General features: G+C 64.7%; 13 protein-coding genes. 7 read left to right on the forward strand and 6 right to left on the reverse strand.

Features of this window, described 5'->3' with window-relative positions; genetic code table 11:
• Positions 1-16: 16 nt before the first annotated feature.
• Positions 17-946 carry an aromatic alcohol reductase gene (locus AC5P9P_RS12335; RefSeq protein WP_111108936.1) on the reverse strand — a complete coding sequence of 310 codons (930 nt, stop codon included), beginning with the start codon at positions 944-946 and terminating at the stop codon, positions 17-19.
• Positions 947-1,041: 95 nt separating this feature from the next.
• Between AC5P9P_RS12335 and AC5P9P_RS12340 the strand changes: the two genes are divergently transcribed.
• Together AC5P9P_RS12340 and AC5P9P_RS12345 are read left to right on the forward strand one after the other, a co-directional pair.
• Entirely contained in the window at positions 1,042-1,455 is a 414-nt protein-coding gene (locus AC5P9P_RS12340) for a winged helix-turn-helix transcriptional regulator (RefSeq protein WP_181453271.1), read from the forward strand.
• 49 nt (positions 1,456-1,504) lie between these two features.
• The gene (locus AC5P9P_RS12345; protein ID WP_204301401.1) at positions 1,505-2,104 is read left to right on the forward strand and encodes a fasciclin domain-containing protein; all 600 of its coding nucleotides are present in this window, start codon (positions 1,505-1,507) and stop codon (positions 2,102-2,104) included.
• A gap of 84 nt (positions 2,105-2,188) precedes the next feature.
• Here AC5P9P_RS12345 and AC5P9P_RS12350 read toward each other — a convergent pair whose 3' ends face one another.
• Entirely contained in the window at positions 2,189-3,388 is a 1,200-nt protein-coding gene (locus AC5P9P_RS12350) for a serine hydrolase domain-containing protein (protein ID WP_181453273.1), read from the reverse strand.
• 145 nt (positions 3,389-3,533) lie between these two features.
• Here AC5P9P_RS12350 and AC5P9P_RS12355 point away from each other — a divergent pair, with 145 nt between their 5' ends.
• From AC5P9P_RS12355 to AC5P9P_RS12365, 3 genes are all read left to right on the forward strand, one after another.
• Positions 3,534-3,716, forward strand: coding sequence for a hypothetical protein (locus tag AC5P9P_RS12355; RefSeq protein WP_140416078.1), 183 nt, complete (start codon positions 3,534-3,536; stop codon positions 3,714-3,716).
• 89 nt (positions 3,717-3,805) lie between these two features.
• Positions 3,806-6,472: a TonB-dependent receptor gene (locus AC5P9P_RS12360; protein WP_288468996.1), complete on the forward strand. Its 2,667-nt coding sequence runs from the start codon at positions 3,806-3,808 to the stop codon at positions 6,470-6,472.
• Positions 6,473-6,538: 66 nt separating this feature from the next.
• A complete protein-coding gene (locus AC5P9P_RS12365) occupies positions 6,539-8,047 on the forward strand; it encodes an MFS transporter (RefSeq protein ID WP_258392643.1) in 1,509 nt (502 codons plus the stop codon).
• 66 nt (positions 8,048-8,113) lie between these two features.
• Here the strand turns inward: AC5P9P_RS12365 and AC5P9P_RS12370 are convergent, their stop codons facing one another.
• On the reverse strand, positions 8,114-9,160 hold the full coding sequence (locus AC5P9P_RS12370) for a LacI family DNA-binding transcriptional regulator (protein ID WP_005409722.1): 1,047 nt from the start codon (positions 9,158-9,160) through the stop codon (positions 8,114-8,116).
• 216 nt (positions 9,161-9,376) lie between these two features.
• Here AC5P9P_RS12370 and AC5P9P_RS12375 point away from each other — a divergent pair, with 216 nt between their 5' ends.
• Complete coding sequence (locus AC5P9P_RS12375; RefSeq protein ID WP_111108930.1) at positions 9,377-11,953, forward strand: glycoside hydrolase family 3 protein; 2,577 nt, start codon at positions 9,377-9,379, stop codon at positions 11,951-11,953.
• A 162-nt stretch (positions 11,954-12,115) separates the two neighbouring features.
• A complete protein-coding gene (locus AC5P9P_RS12380; RefSeq protein WP_080353410.1) occupies positions 12,116-13,393 on the forward strand; it encodes an arsenic transporter in 1,278 nt (425 codons plus the stop codon).
• Between the two features lie 25 nt (positions 13,394-13,418).
• Here the strand turns inward: AC5P9P_RS12380 and AC5P9P_RS12385 are convergent, their stop codons facing one another.
• The 3 genes from AC5P9P_RS12385 to AC5P9P_RS12395 all read right to left on the reverse strand — a co-directional run bounded on the left by AC5P9P_RS12385 (position 13,419) and on the right by AC5P9P_RS12395 (position 16,580).
• On the reverse strand, positions 13,419-14,852 hold the full coding sequence (locus AC5P9P_RS12385; RefSeq protein WP_033834223.1) for an OprO/OprP family phosphate-selective porin: 1,434 nt from the start codon (positions 14,850-14,852) through the stop codon (positions 13,419-13,421).
• A 134-nt stretch (positions 14,853-14,986) separates the two neighbouring features.
• Positions 14,987-15,763, reverse strand: coding sequence for an ABC transporter permease (locus tag AC5P9P_RS12390; protein WP_005409726.1), 777 nt, complete (start codon positions 15,761-15,763; stop codon positions 14,987-14,989).
• Positions 15,747-16,580: an ABC transporter ATP-binding protein gene (locus AC5P9P_RS12395; protein WP_005413494.1), complete on the reverse strand. Its 834-nt coding sequence runs from the start codon at positions 16,578-16,580 to the stop codon at positions 15,747-15,749. The genes AC5P9P_RS12390 and AC5P9P_RS12395 overlap by 17 nt, the downstream gene beginning before the upstream one ends.
• Positions 16,581-16,588 lie beyond the last annotated feature (8 nt).

Below are 16,588 nucleotides of genomic sequence, written 5' to 3' on the forward strand. Positions count from 1 at the left end.
GCCGCTCAACGGCTCATCAAGTCTCGAAGTGGGCTTTCAGCCAGTCGTCGACACCCTCCAGTTTCGCGCCAATGCTTGCATTGAACGTCCCATCCAGGCTCCAGGAGACGCCCCTGCCTTGGGCGAAGGCGGCACGGTACTTCCTGATCATGTTTGATGGGTCACCGGCAAGCTCCTCCATCAGCTGGGGAACGCTCCACACGTTCAGCTTGAACGGAACACCGAAGTGTTCCTCAAGGATTGCGGGCAGCTCCTCATAACGGAGTGTGTCTCCCGCAAGATAGACGATCTCGTTTCGAAGGGGGGGCGAGTGGAAGACGATCTGTGCAGTCATTGCACCGATGTCCTCCGGCGTGGTCAGCGTAACCGCATTGGAGGCTGTGCCAAGTGCATTGACCTTTCTGCCGGGAAGATCGATGACGCCAAACTCCGGCTCGAAGAGGTAGCTGGTGAACATGCCGGTGGAAATGACCACCCAGTCCATTTCGGCCTGTGAGCGGAGGTAGTCGCGTACATCCAGCTGGGCATCGAAAAGATCCTGTGGCCCGCCGCGTCCGATGGCGTCAAAGTCGACCCCGAATTGCCAAGGGAAGTACCTGGTAATGCCCGACTTCACGGCGGCGCGCGCTACCTTCATGGGAGTGTCGCGGCCAGCGGCGTAGCCGGTGCAGCCGATGACCGTGTCATAACCGGAAAATAGATCAGCCAGCTCATCGACCGTGGCAGTGACCAGGTCGCCAGGAACGAGGGCCACTCCCAGCGAGCGGATCTGGTCAATGACCGTACGCTTGTCCGGTAGTGTGGATTCAATCGACGCAGGCCTCAGCATCACGCTGATGGTTGCGTCATGCACAACCGCGAGCTGGGCCAGGTTGCGGATGACGGGCATTCCGAGTTCGCCGGCACCCAGGACCAGGATTGAGCGGGAAACAATCGGGGGAGACATTGAAACCACCATCAGTGTGTACGATGGCGGCGATTCTGCGCCCCTCCCTCGTTGCCACGTAAGAAGGCACACCGATGATACCGACCGCACCGTTCATGAGCACCGATGAGCTTCTGCGACATTCACAATCGATATGCGACGGCATGAGCGCGGACGACGACGGTCTGCGCCGCGAGGTGCTCGCGCATGCCGGCAGCCGCTGGTCGCTGGGCATCATTCACGCCCTGGGGGTCTACGGAACACTGCGTCACGCCGATGTGGCACGTCGGATGAAAGGAATCACGCAGCGCATGCTGACGCGCACCCTGCGTCAGCTTGAAAGGGACGGACTGATCAACAGGCAGGATTACCGTGAGGTTCCGCCGCGCGTGGAGTACACCATCACTCCGCTGGGCAGGGAGCTGCTGGTTCTTATGATCCCGATGTGGACCTGGGTCGTGGGACACGCCGAGGAATTCCGCCGCTGCCGGGAGAATTTCGACACGCATCAAGGCCCTTCCCCTGACTGACCCGGCCTGCATTCGGTGCATCCAGGCGCTCCCGCCAGCCGTATGTAGGATGCCCGCGCTGTGCGGGCATCCTATCGAGGAACACACCGTGAACGCTCTTCAGCGCATCGCCGCCGCAGTCAGCTTCGCCGTATTCGTCTCAGCCGCTTCCGCCAGCTTCGCCGCAGATCCGGTAATGGTTGGCGGGGCCGAGATGTACCCGACCAGGACCATCGTTGAAAACGCCGTGAACTCCAGGGATCACACCACGCTGGTGGCAGCGGTCAAGGCCGCAGGCCTGGTCGAGACCCTCAATGGCGCCGGTCCCTTTACCGTCTTTGCGCCCACCAATGCCGCCTTCAACAAGCTTCCAGCAGGCACGGTCGATACACTGGTGAAGCCTGAAAACAAGGCGCAGCTCACCCGGATCCTCACCTACCACGTGGTCCCAGGACGGTTCAGTTCCGCCCAGCTCCTGGCCGATGCCAGGAAGCACGGTGGAAAAGCCACGCTGAAGACAGTGCAAGGCGAGCCGCTTACCGTGGCGCTCCACGACGGCAAGCTGTGGGTGATCGACGCCAAGGGTGGCAAAGCAGGCATCAGCATCGCCGACGTCAACCAATCCAACGGCGTCATCCACGTTGTCGATACCGTGCTGATGCCGAAGTAGTGGCGCGCCCTGCCAGGCCCTGCCACTCCGGCCAGCAGCATGAAGCAGTGGACGAGGATCCGGGCGCAGGCCCGGCTCCTCCGTTCACTGAAGCGCCTGGGCCAGCTTGAGTACATCCGCCGGGAATGTCGCGTAGTCATCCAGTGGCGCGCGATGGCTGTCGCGTCGGTGGATGAGGCGCACGGCAACCACGCGCTGCTGCGGAACGATGACCAGGTGCTGGCCCAGGTAACCGTTGGCGGCGTAGGCAACGGTGGGGCCGCGTTGGATGTCGAACATGTCGGACAGCTTGAGTCCACGACCGGTGATCTCGCTGACATAGTGCTGCGGCCAGTCCGCCCCAAGTCGCTCGGCCACGTACGCAATCAATGCACTCTTGCTGTCGAATACCCTGCCCCCGGTGGCCAGCAATGCCTGCTGGACCGGAGCGCTGACCCCATGCTGCGCCAGGAAGCCGGCCATCTGGCCTTTCAGCTCATAACGCTCCCATGCTGGAATGCGCCACCACAGAAGACCAACATCCGGGGAGCGGGCACTTGCTCCAGTCAGCAGCGCCACCGACCGCTCGCTCAGCACGCGCGTACCCGCCGGGGTCACGCCGCCATCAAGCAGCAGCTGCCCGATCTTCGCCAGATCGCGGGCACTCAGCGACAATCCGGCCATGCCCAAGGGGGTGCCCGCACCGTCCTTCAACCAGGTATATCGGGCAATGCCCAGCGGTTTGAACAGGCGCTTCTCAAGGTAGGCATCCATCGGTTCCCCTGCCAGACGCTCGACAATGCCGGGCAGCAGATTGGTAGCCTTGTTGTTGTAGGAGAACGTGGTACCTGGATCGCTGCTCAGCTCTGCCGCCAGTGCGAGCTTGACCAGGTCCGGCGCAGCTTCCAGCTCTTCCCCCGCGTTGGCCACGTTCTGCAGGCCTGAGGTATGGTCCAGCAGCATGCGTACCGTGATGTCCCTTTTCCGCCCCTGCTTCCACTCCGCGAAGATGTTGCTTACCGGCTCGTCGACCGAGGCCAGTTTTCCGTCGTCCAGCAGCAGCATGATGGCCAGCGCCACCACCGACTTGGTGGCAGACATGAGGTGAACCGGCTCCTCGCCAGTCTCTGGCTGTGGCTCCAGCAGTGCTTTTCCATCCTTCCAGACAAGCACCGCGTCGGAATGCGCGGCACGGGCGTTGCGTTCGATCGTCGCGACGGCGTCGGCCGTGGTGGTCGTGCTGGCCAGTGCAGGGAGGGCCAGCATCAAGGCCGCGAAGCCGGACAACCATCGTGCAGTTTTCATGGGCATCTCTTCCGGTGAATGCCTGTCCACATTGCCTACAGCTGTAGTCACGACCGAGTGCCTGAAGTCATGCCCGGCCACATGACAGCATCAGCACCACGCCCCCTGCATGGCCCCGTAGTCCGCCAGCGGATACGCGAAGCCGATGGCCCTTCCTGCGGACCCGCTTTCTGATGGTTCCGATCCGGCCGTTGCAGTCGCAGGAAAGGGGCAAGGCCGCCCGATTTTGTTTCGCATTGCAGCAAATGCGGCGTGCCAAGCAGCACTGCTGATCGCTCAACTGTCTGATTTCCCGGGCTTCTGGTCATCCATCATTCATTCTGATTGACAGCGTTGTCAGGTCGCGCTTACAAGAGCCCACGTCCGGCGCGTGGCGCGGGAACGTCCAGACATCACTTATGGGGAGAGAGGGACCCTATGACCGGCCATTTCAGGAAGAGCACACTCGCACAGGCAGTACTTGCCACCATCGTCACCGCCACTGCAGCGCTGCCCGTCGCAGCGCAATCAGCCAAGGAAAGCAGCTCGACCGCCACCAGCGAGGCACGGGAGGCCTCAACGCTGGACGCCGTCATCGTCACTGTCGAACGCCGGGAACAGGACCTGCAGAAATATGCAGGTACCGCCCAGGCAATTTCCGCGGACGATACGCGTGCGCTGGGCATCAACAATGAGCTGCGCAACATCCAGGCCCTGGTGCCGGGCATGAGCATGGCCAACCAGGAAGGCAACCTGGAGATCTTCATCCGCGGCGTGGGCTCTTCGAACAACACCGAACTGGGTGATCCGGGCGCCGCGCCTCACATCAACGGGGCCTACATTGCACGACCGCGCGGTCTGGGCGGCATGTTCTACGATGTCGAGCGGGTGGAAATCAACAAGGGCCCGCAGGGCACGCTGCGCGGCCGCAATGCGCTGGCCGGCACGCTGAACATCATCACCAAGCGCCCCGACCTGGAAGCCTTCGGTGGATATGTGCAGGCCGAAGTCGGTAATCGTGACCACCGGGGTGGCGAGTTCGCACTGAACCTGCCGATCGGCGGTGGCGCGGCCTTCCGCGTGGCCGGCTACAAGGTGGAGAAGGACTCTCCGTTCAAGAATGCGGGGCGCGCGCAGGACCTGGAACCGGCTGGCGTGCAGGACGACCGGGGCGCTCGACTGTCGTTCCTCTACCAGCCGGATGACAAGCTGTCGATCTTCGCCATGGCCGACATCGGCAAGGAAGGCGGCACGGGCTATCCCGGCGCCAACGTCTACACCGCCGCCAGGGCCGGCTACCTGCCGGACGATGTCGACCTGCGGAAGATCATCTACCGCGGCGCGCAGGGCAAGCTCGACAGCACCAACTGGGGGGCGCAGACCAGCATCTCCTACGACTTCGGCAAGGTAGCGGTGGAATACAACGGCAGCTACCGCAACGTGGACTACCGCCAGACCAACGCGCAGAGTGAGGGCATCCTCTGGCCGAACCGCAACATCGATCCGGTATCGCCCAGCAACCCGGGTGGCATCGACTATGACAACTACTCCACGCAGTATTGGCTGACCGAGTCGGAGTCGCAGGTGCATGAGCTGCGGTTCACCTCCGACCAGGACGAGCGGCTGCGCTGGACCACCGGCCTGTTCCACTTCAACGAGGACCAGCGGGTTGGCTACCTTTCGCTGGTGGACAAAGGGCGCTGGTATTCGGGCACTGAATTCACCATGCCGAAGGTCAATGGCAAGTCTTCCGCCGTTTTCGCCGATGGCACGTTCGACGTCAACGATCGCCTGCGCCTGAAGGGCGGCCTGCGCTACTCCGAGGAGAAGAAGTCGCGTTACGGCATCGGCGGCAACTGGTCGCTGGGCCTGCCTGGCCAGGGCGGGGACTTTGCCACGCGCCTCGGCACGCCCGGCTTCGAGCCCGCGTTCATGAGCCGTCCGAACTTTGATGTCAGCAACATCACCTCGCAGGCGGAGATGGCCCGCTTCCTGCTGCAGGGCGTGCTGCGACACGGTCGCAACGACACCTTGCTGCAGCAGATCGGCGCGGTGCCCGATGGCGGCCCATTCGGCTGCGTGGACCGTCCCGACATCGGTGGCGATACCGTCGATTGCCCGTACCAGAGCTGGGCCCAGGTCAGCGCGATTCCGGCCCAGCAGTTCGGCAAGAGCAAGTTCAGCTTTACCGACTGGCGCGCGGGTTTCGAGTACGACGTGAGCGACGACAGCCTGCTGTACGGCCTGGTGTCGACCGGCCACAAGGCGGGCGGCTTCAACGACACGTTTGATCCGAAGGAGATTCCCGAGACCTTCAAGCCCGAATCGATCATTGCCTACGAAATCGGCAGCAAGAACTCCTTCCAGATGCTGGGTCGCACCTCGACCTTCAACGTCAGCGGGTTCTATTACGACTACAGCGACCAGGTGTTCCAGGACCTGGCGGTGATCGCCACCAACCCGACCACCGGTGAAGCCACCGGCTATGCGCTGGTCAACCGCAACGTCGGCAAGTCCGCTGTGTACGGCCTGGAGGCGGAAAGCACCTTGCGACTCCCGCACAACTTCATGGTCAACATCAATGCACTCTGGATGGACAGTGAGATCAAGCGCGGCACCGTCGCCGATGTCCGCAGCCAGAACTACGACGCCGGTGGCGCCACTTCGTTGATCGACCTGTCCGGCAATGAACTGCCGCTGGCCTCGAAGCTCACCTTCAACGTGCGCCTGCAGCATACGACCGAGCTGCGCTTTGGCACCTTCGACTGGCAGTTGCTGGCCTCGTACCGCTCGGCCTTCTATCTCACCCAGTACAACAACCGGGACGTAGAGTTCATCCGACAGGATCCGGCCACTGGTGAGCTGGTCCATGACCGTACCGAAAGTGCCGCTGCGGCCGGCTTCCCTGACCGCCAGAAGGGCGAGACCACCTTGAACGCGGGCATTGGCTTCACCTCACTGAGCGGCAACTGGCGGGTGGAAGCCTGGGGCAACAATCTGCTGGGCAACGACGTCTCGCAGAAGGCGCTGGTGGGTTCCGGCATCAACGTCCGCTTCCTGAACGATCCGCGCAGCTACGGCCTGCGCCTGCGTTACCAGTTCTGAGCAACGCAGCCTTGAAGGAGGGCCGGTTTCGCCGGCCCTCCGTGCGCAATCACCACGTCCCGCCCTGTGCGACAACGCACGGGGCGTCGCCCTGCCCGCGATGACACGAGAATCATGAAACACACAACCCGCTGGTCGCAGTTCGGTGTACTCATCACCGTCTTCTTCTTCTGGGGCTTCGTTGCCGCAAGCAACGGCATCCTCATCCCGGTGTTCAAGAAGGCGTTCCATCTCAGCCAGGCGCAGAGCATGTACGTGGCGATGGCCTTCTACGTTGCCTACACCGCTGGTTCGCTGATCTACATCGCCGTCTCCCGCGCCATCGGCAGCGACCTGCTGCACAGGGTGGGCTACCGCAACGGCATCTGCCTTGGCCTGCTGGTCTCGGCACTGGGTGCCCTGCTCTTCTATCCCGCGGCCAACACCGGCTCGTTTGCACTGATGCTGTCCGGCCTGTTCATCGTTGGCCTGGGCTTCTCGCTCCAGCAGATCGCAGCCAATACGCTGGCGGTGATCATGGGTGATCCGGCCACTGGATCGCAGCGCCTGACCATGGCCGGCGGTGTCAACAACCTGGGCGCGACGGTAGGCCCACTGCTGGTGAGCATTGCCATCTTTGGCAGCGTGTCAGCGGGCAACACAGAGGCGAGCATCGAGAGCGTAAAGATCCCATACCTGGTGCTGGGCGCCGCCTTCGTACTGGTAGCCGTGCTGCTGCGGCTCTCGAGCGTGCCCAATCATGTCGAGCTGTCCGCGACGGTCCCCGCAGGTGCAACCGGGGCAGATCACCAGACAGACCGCAGATCTGCGCTCGCTTACCCGCAGCTGGTCATGGGCATGATCGCGATCTTCCTTTACGTCGGCGTGGAGGTATCGACCATCGACAATCTTCCAGCCTACCTTGAGCAGCCCTTGAGCAAGGGTGGACTGGGGCTGGAAACCTCGGTGATCGCCCCGTTCGTGTCGTTGTACTGGGCCAGCCTGATGATCGGCCGCTGGGGTGGTGCCGCAGGCGCGTTCGATGTGCGCGCAGGCACCCGGAAGCTGTTGATGCTGGTGTTGCCGTTCGTCGCGTTCGCCATCTACCTTGCCGTCAACGCGATCTCTGGCCACAACTCCGCACAGTTCCTGCACTACGCGCCGGTGATCGTCCTGATGATCATTGCCACCCTGGCCAGCAGGGGCAATCCGTCGCGCATGCTGCTGTACTTTGCCGTGTGTGGCATTGCGGCGCAGCTGGTCGGCATGTTCACCACCGGCATGACCAGTGTGATCGCCTTCATCAGTGTCGGGCTGTTCTGCAGCACGATGTGGCCCTGCATCTTTACCCTGGCCATCAGCGGCCTGGGCCGCCATACCAACCAGGCAAGCAGCCTGCTGATCATGATGATCATGGGCGGCGGCATCGTCAGTTGGGCGCAGGGTGCGCTTGCCGACAAGGTCGGCGTGCACTACAGCTTCATCATTGGCGTGCTGTGTTTCTGTTATCTGGCGTTCTACGCCTGGGCGACCGGCCGTACACTTCGTCGCCAGGGTGTTGATCTGGAGCGATTGGCTACCGAAGCGGGCCACTGAGCTGAACCGCGCCCCTGCCCTGCCAGCGCGGCGTCCCGATCGCGCCGGCAGGCCGTTGGACCGCGTTCAATCGTGACGGACCGGCCCCGTGGATCGCCGGACCTGCAGGGCGTAGTCAATATCGACCACGCCACCGCTGCCGAGCTCGCGCACTTCCTTGATCAGCTCCATGGCCGCCCGCCGGCCCATCTCTCGGGTGGGCTGGCAGACCGTGGTCAACGCCGGATAGATCTGGCGGGCGATCGGCGTGTCATCGAAACCACAGACCGAGATGTCGCCCGGCACCGAAAGGCCGTGCTCGAACACCGCGCAGATGACCCCGGCCGCCATATCGTCGTTGGCAGCGAAGATGGCAGTCGGCCGATCAGGCCGATCAAGCAGTGCGTTGGCGCCGATGTAGCCGGATTCGTATGAGAACTCACCTTCCAGCACCAGGCTGGGGTCGTAGCGCAGGCCTGCCCTGCGCAGGCCTTCGCGATAGCCTGCCAGGCGCCACATGCTTGCGCCATGCGCGGCGTGTCCCTTGATATGGGCGATGCGGGTATGGCCCAGCGAGGCCAGGTGTGCGATCAGCGCCACCACCGCGCCGATTTCATCCACGACGACGCCCACGTTCCGGTTCTGTTCCTTCGCCGAAATGCTGGAGTAAGGAATGCCCAGGTCGACCAGGCGTTCCAGCAGGGCCGTGTCGTCGGTCAGGGGCGGCGTCAGCACCACGCCGTCGAGCTGCGACTGCATGATCAATGACTCGACCTTTTCCACGATATCGGCCGCGTCGTAGATCAGCGGAGCGAGCATCAGGTTGTAGTGCTGTTCCATGCATGCGTCCAGCACCCCCATCTCGATCTCCATCAGATAGTTCGAGGACGGATTATCGAAGAGCATCGCGATGAGGTAGGAACGCCGGCCGGCGAGGACCCGTGCCGAGGGCAAGGGGCGGTAGCGCAGCTTTTCCACTGCCGCGTCCACCCGGGCCCGGGTGCTCTTGGAGACGTTCGGCTCGTTGTTGAGCACCCGCGAGACGGTCTTCATCGAGACCCCGGCCGTTGCCGCGACATCCTCGATCCGCACGCGTCCCGGCCTGCCTGCGAGCACCTGCTCAGGTCCCGGCATCCCCCGCCCTCTGCCCGTCATAGCCTCACCATCTCTACCGAAATCCTGCACCACGGAATGTGGATGCAGATGCAACTTTATCCTCAAAACCCATGCCGCTGTGCAGCAAGCATTCGTTCCACCGGCTGGGTATGCTCGGTTCCGACTGACAACGCTGTCAGGTTGCTTTCTGGTCGCCGAGCCCACCCAAGCCACCCTTCCGAGATGATTGTTCCGATGAACGTCCGTCATTCCGATCGTGCGAAGCGCAACCCCGTTCTACGTCCTCACCGCCTGCTGCTGGCTGCATCGCTTGCCATGGCGCTGGTGCCTGCGACCGGTGCGGCCCCTGCCCCGGTGAACGACGCAGGTACCATCACTCCCGCGCACTGGCCCAAGGCAACCTGGCCACTGGCCAACGATCCGGCCATGGAACGACGCATCGACGCGCTGATCGCATCAATGACGCTGGAAGAAAAGGTCGGCCAGATCGTGCAGGGCGATATCGCCAGCATCACGCCCGACGACGTGCGCAGATATCGATTGGGTTCAATACTGGCGGGCGGCGCATCCGACCCAGGTGGCCGCTACAACGCAAAACCCGCCGAATGGCTTGCGCTGGCCGACGCGTTCTGGGAAGCCTCGATGGACACGCGCAACGGTGGCAAGGCCATTCCCATCGTCTGGGGCATTGATGCGATGCATGGCCAGAGCAATGTGGTGGGTGCCACTCTGTTCCCGCACAACATCGGCCTGGGCGCAGCGCGCAACCCGGAACTGCTGCGCGAGATCGCGAGGATCACCGCTGCCGAAACCCGTGTGACCGGCATGGAATGGACCTTCGCGCCGACCGTGGCCGTTCCGCAGGACGACCGCTGGGGGCGCACGTACGAAGGCTACTCGGAAGATCCGGCATTGGTGGCCAGCTATGCAGGGGCCTTCGTCGAAGGCCTGCAGGGCAAGGCCGGGGCGGCCGACTTCCTCGACGACCACCACGTGATGACCACGGTCAAGCATTTTCTCGGCGATGGCGGCACGGGCAACGGCAAGGACCAGGGCAACACCACGGTCAGCGAGGCAGAACTGCGCGACATCCATGCCGCCGGATACCTGCCGGCGATCAATGCGGGCGCGCAGTCGGTGATGGCGTCCTTCAACAGCTTCCATGGCGAGAAGATGCATGGGCACAAGCCGTTGTTGACCGATGTGCTGAAGGGCCGGATGGGTTTCGGCGGCTTCGTGGTCGGTGACTGGAACGGCCATGGCCAGATCAAGGGCTGCAGCAACACCGACTGCGCCAGGACCTACGTGGCGGGCCTGGACATGGCGATGGCACCGGACAGCTGGAAGGGGATGTATGAAAGCACGCTGGCCCACGTGAAGGACGGCAGCCTGCCGGAGGCGCGGCTGGACGATGCCGTTCGCCGCATTCTGCGGGCGAAGATGCGCATGGGCCTGTTCGACAAACCCAAGCCGTCCGAGCGCGCATTGGGCGGCAGATTCGAGCTGCTCGGGGCGCCGGCGCATCGCCAGGTGGCGCGGCAGGCCGTGCGTGAATCGCTGGTGCTGCTCAAGAACCAGAACCAGCTGCTGCCACTCCGGCCGAAACAACGGGTGCTGGTTGCGGGCGATGCCGCGAACGACATGAGCCGTCAGGCGGGCGGCTGGACGCTCAGCTGGCAGGGCGATGGCACGCGTCGGGAGGACTTCCCGAATGCTGAAACGATCTGGGAAGGCCTGGAGGCACAGGTCAGGTCGGGCGGCGGCCAGGCCGAACTGGCGGTCGATGGCCGTTATCGCAACCGGCCCGATGTGGCCATCGTGGTGTTCGGCGAAGATCCGTATGCCGAATTCCAGGGCGACTTGCCCAACCTGATGTTCAAGAACGGCAAGTCCGGAGACCTGGAGCTGATGCGACGCCTGAAGGCAGACGGCATTCCGGTCGTGGGGGTGTTCCTGAGCGGGCGCCCGTTGTGGCTGAACCGCGAAATCAACGCCGCCGATGCCTTCGTGGCCGCGTGGCTGCCGGGATCGGAAGGTGGGGGCGTGGCCGATGTGCTGCTGCGTGGGGCCGATGGGCGCGTGCAACACGACTTCCGCGGAAAGCTGAGCTACTCCTGGCCACGCCGCGCCAACCAGTACCAGAACAACGTGGGGCAGAAGGACTACGATCCGCAGTTCGCCTTCGGATACGGCCTGACCTATGCCGACAAAGGCAATCTGCCTGCGCTTTCCGAGGACCCGGGCATTGATCCGGACGCCGCCGGTAGCGGTACCCTGTTCGATCGTGGTGTGGCCGGCACCGGCCTGATGCTTCGCCTGACTGCCGCCAATGGCGAATCGACCGATGTCGTGCATCCCAATGCAACGACTGCCGACCAGTCACTGGCGATGGTCGCAATCAACACCGATGTGCAGGAGGGCGCACGCCGGTTCAGTTTCCGGGCGCCGGCCACGGTGGCGTTGCAGGCCAATACTCCGCTGGACTGGTCGCGCGAGACCAACGGCGAGCTGTCCGTGGTAGCAACCGTGCGTGTCGAACAGCTCCCGGCAGAAGCCGCAGTGACACTCGGTACCGCCTGCGGGGCGGCCTGTGCTGCCGAGGTTGCGCTGGGCCCTGCGCTGTCGGTGGCGCCGCGCGATGAGTGGGTCAGGCTGGGCGTTCCCCTCAAGTGCCTGGCCAAGGCCGGGGCGGACATGAGCCGCTTGAACGTGCCGTTTGCGCTGCGCGCCGGAAAGGGCACAACGCTTGCGATCACCTCGGTCGTACTGGGCACCGAGTTCGATCGCAAGGTGGAGTGTGCGACGCAGTAGGCGCGGTGTTGAATGCCCTGGTGCGGCCGTCACGTAACGTGCCGCGCCAAGGCATTCGCTGGGCAGCCGGCACGGTATGATGCCGCAACCCCGGCACTTGCACTGATCGCAGCGGGCGCCTGCACGCCCATCACATGCGCCGGAGAACCGGCGACGCGGTCGATGGACGGCACCGCGCACGCCCCCTACCCCATGCTCGCTTCCCATTCTTCCCTCATCATCTGGATGGCGGTGGCCGTTGCCACTGTCGGCCTGCTGTTCCGTCCGTTCCGCATTCCGGAGTATGTGTGGGCGCTCGGTGCGGCCGCGCTGCTTCCGCTCAGCGGCACTGTGTCGTTCGGCACTACCTGGCACGCAGTCGCCGAGGGCCGCGATGTCTACCTGTTCCTGGTCGGCATGATGGTGCTGGCCGAGCTCGCACGCCGCGAAGGGCTGTTCGACTGGCTGGCGTTGTACGCGGTGCGGCACGCGGGCGGATCCGGCCGACGCCTGTTCGACCTGGTGTTCCTGGTCGGCACGCTGGTAACGGTGTTTCTTTCCAATGATGCGACAGCCGTGGTGCTGACGCCGGCGGTCTATGCGGCCTGCAAGGCGGCCCGGGCCAATCCCCTGCCGTACCTGTTCGTCTGTGCCTTCATCGCCAACGCGGCCAGCTTCGTGTTGCCCATCTCCAACCCGGCCAATCTCGTGGTGTACGGCCAGCACATGCCGCCGCTGCTGCAGTGGCTGGCGCAGTTCGCACTGCCCTCGCTGGCGGCGATCGGTGCGACCTATCTTGTGCTGCGCTGGGTGCACCGTCGCGAAATCGCACAGCCGCTGGTGGCCGCGCCGGTGCATCGCCCGTTGACCGACGGCGGCCGACTGAGCGCACTGGGCGTGCTGTTCACCGGCACGGTGCTGCTGGTGACGTCCGCCTTGAACGGGCCGTTGGGCCTGACCACGTTCTGCGCGGGCACGCTAAGCGTGGTGGCAGTGGCCATCCGCCAGCGACGCAGCCCGCTGCCGCTGCTGCGCCACGTATCCTGGGGGGTGCTGCCGCTGGTGGCTGGGCTGTTCGTGCTGGTGGAAGCGGTAGCGCAGACCGGTGTCATCCAGAGTTCGGCCGGCGCGCTGCAGGCGCTGGCGAAAACGTCGCCGCACCAGGCCAGCTGGCTGGCCGGCGGCGCCGCTGCACTGCTGAGCAACGTGGCCAATAATCTGCCGGTCGGCCTGGCGGCTGGTTCGTTGGGGCAGATGGCGGACCTGCCGGCGCAGACCCGTGCCGCATTGCTGGTCGGCGTGGATCTGGGCCCGAACCTGTCGGTGACCGGCTCGTTGGCCACGATGCTGTGGCTGATGGCATTGCGTCGCGAAGGCGAGCATGTCAGCGCGCTCGACTTCCTGCGCGTCGGCGCGCTGGTGATGCCACCTGCACTCATCGCAGCGTTGTTGCTGCTGTGACCAGAGTGCAGGCGGCGCCCCTGCCCTAGAAGACCAGCTGCAGGCGGGTATTGAAGGTGGTGCCTTCATCCCTGCCCATTGCACTGCCGCTGCGGTGACGGGTCTGCCAGCGCACGGCTTCGAACATCACGCGACTGAAATCGTTGAGGTACCAGTTCGCGCCCAGGGTCCACGCGTTACCGGTACCGCCACTGGGCAGCTCGGCATAGTCCACGTCTTCATAGCGGCCCTTCAGCTCCCAGGCACCGCCGCCGCCGCGCGTCACCGGATCGGCGACCTTCACCTTCCCCCAGGTACCGGCCTTGCCCGAGTACGACGGCAGCGCCCCCGCCAGGAACCAGCCGGCAGAAATCGCCCACGCCGCGTGGTCGCGATCGTAGCGACCGCCGGCATCGGCCCCGCGCAGGCTTCGCGTACCCCACTCGCCCGTTGCCCACGCCGGGCCGAAGAAGCCGGCCAGTTCGGCACCGTAGGCGGTGCTGCGCTCGGCGCCCAGCAGTGTGCCCGGCGTGATCCTGACCAGATCGTTGAAATGCCCCGCGATGGCCGAACTGCGCACCACGCCGCTGGCCCCGGCGGGAATCTTCTCGTGGAACGCCCATGCGCCCAGATGCAACGTGGCGCCAGCGGTGCCCAGCGGATTCCAGTGCACGCGCGTGGCCCAGGTCTGGCTGTCGTTGTCGGTGCCGGCGTTGTTGAGATCGTTGCCGGCCACCGACAGGCTGGCGTGCCAGCCCTTTCCGTACACCCGCTCGGTCAGCCCGACACCGAACAGGCCGCGCTGCGGCAGCATCAACGTGCCGACCACGTTGCGTTCCTGGAACGGCGTGTTGGAGGTGCTGCTGGAGCCATCGATACCGCGATCGTTCAAGCGGTTGCCCAGCGTGAGATCGGCCGGCAGGCCGAACAGGGTGTGGTCCAGCGTGGCGTAGACCGACTTCCAGGCCACCGCGTTGTCGGCGAAGTCACCCTCCACCACCCAGCCCAGTGTGCCGTAGCGTCCCTCGGCCCCCAGGCGCACCGAACGGACCTCGGTGCCCGAAACGTTGCGATCACCGACCGCCGAACCGTCCGTACTGGAGGCATCGACGAACAGGCGGCCGCGGGGACGGAACACCGTCGTGCCGTCGGCGCTGCTGAGCTCGGGTGCGCCCTTGGCCCAGGAGACCTTGGGCTGCCTGGACTGGCCGGATTCCAGTGCGGCCACCCGCGTTTCCAGCGCAGGCGCGGGCGGCGTTGACGGTGCCCCCGCACTGCCCTGCCCGCCCTCGACGGCGCGGAGGCGCGCTTCCAATTGCTGGATCTGCAGCGCCTGCTGCTGCACCAAGCGTGACAGCTCGGCCTGGCTCAGTGGCGTGGGCGGGGATGAAACAGACTGGGCGTCGGCGTGGCCACTGGCCAACAGCAGGCCGAGCGCGACCGGCAGCGCTGCCAGCGGCAGCACGGTGGAAGGGTTCATGGACTCTCTCTCCGGCCAGCCGGCCCCCTGGCCCGGCGCTGGCCTGTTGCGGTGGTGCGGGGGAAGATCGGGGGAGGAAGCTCGCGCCGCCGGATCGGACCGGCGGCGCGGCAGGCGGGCTCAGCCCGGCCCGGTCAGCTGGTGGCCTGTGCCTGGGCGTTGGGACGCCAGGTGATCAGCTTGTTCTCGACCACGTCCAGCAGGGCGTCGATGACCAGCACGAAGGCGGCCAGGATGATGATGCCGGCGAACACACCCACGGCATTGAAGTTGCCCTCGGCCTGCGCGATCAGGTAACCCAGGCCCGCCGAAGCGCCGAGGTACTCGCCGATGATCGCGCCGACCACGGCAAAGCCGACCGAGGTGCGCAGCGAGGACAGGATCCAGCTCGCCGCTGCCGGGAAGTAGACATGGCGCAGCAGATCGCTGCGGCTTGCGCCCAGGATGCGGGCATTGGCCAGCACCACCGGATTCACCTCGCGCACGCCCTGCATGGCGTTGAAGAACGTGGTGAAGAACACCAGCGTGACCGCCAGCGCCACCTTCGACCACAGGCCCAGCCCCAGCCACAACACGAAAATCGGCGCCAGCACTACGCGCGGAATCGCGTTGAAGCCTTTGATGAAGGGATCGAGGATGCGCGCCGAACGGCGGCTCAGGCCCAGCCAGACACCGCCAGCCACGCCCAGGCCGGTGCCGATGATGTAGCCCAGCGCGGTTTCAGTAAGGGTGATGTAGACATGCTGGTAGAACGAGGTATCGGACAGCCAGGTCCAGGCCTGCTGCACAATGGCCGTCGGCGAAGGGAAGAAGAACGGATCGATCACGCCCAGCGCGATACCGCCTTCCCAGCCGCCGAACACGGCGACCACCAGCGCGAGCTGGATGAATTTGTCAGTCTTGGCGTGCATAGCTCTTCTCCACTTCGCCGCGCAGGCAGGCCCAGATGTCGCGGTACAGGTCGGTGAAACGGTCATCCAGCTTGATCTCGGCCACATTGCGCGGCCGTTCCAGATCCACGTCGAAACTGCGCACCACGCGGCTCGCCGGGCCGGAGGACAGCACCACCACGCGGTCACCCAGCGCGATTGCTTCTTCCAGGTCATGGGTAATCAGGATCACCGAGCGGCGATCCTCCTGCCACAGGCGCAGCAGCTCGTTCTGCATCAGGTGGCGGGTGTGGATGTCCAGCGCCGAGAACGGCTCGTCCATCAGGATCACCTTCGGCTCGACGATCAGCGCCTGCGCCATTTGCACACGCTTGCGCTGGCCACCGGACAACTGGTGCGGATAGCGATGCTCGAAACCGGCCAGGCCGACCTTGGCCAGCCACGCGTTGGCTTTGGCCTTGCGTTCGGCTTCGGGCACGCCGCGGAAGCGCAGGCCCAGCTCGACGTTCTGGAAAGCTGTCTTCCACGGCAGCAGGGCGTCCTGCTGGAACAGGTAGCCGACCGACTCCTGCACGCCGCTGACCGTGCGGCCATCGATCGCCACGTCGCCCGAGGATGGCTTCAGCAGGCCCGCTACGGAATTGAGGATGGTGCTCTTGCCGCAGCCGGTGGGCCCGACGATGGCGAGGAACTCGCCGTCACCCACCTGGATGTCGACATCGCGAACGGCGGTGAACTCGCCGAAGGACATGGTCACCTTGTTGATGGCGACCATGGTCTGCGCAGGCTCCAGCTGCGGCGCGCCGTTGAGTTGGCGCACGGTGGCATTGAGGGCCATGGGGTTAC

The sequence above is a fragment of the Stenotrophomonas sp. YJH_SMC_14-1 genome (genome assembly GCF_059372275.1).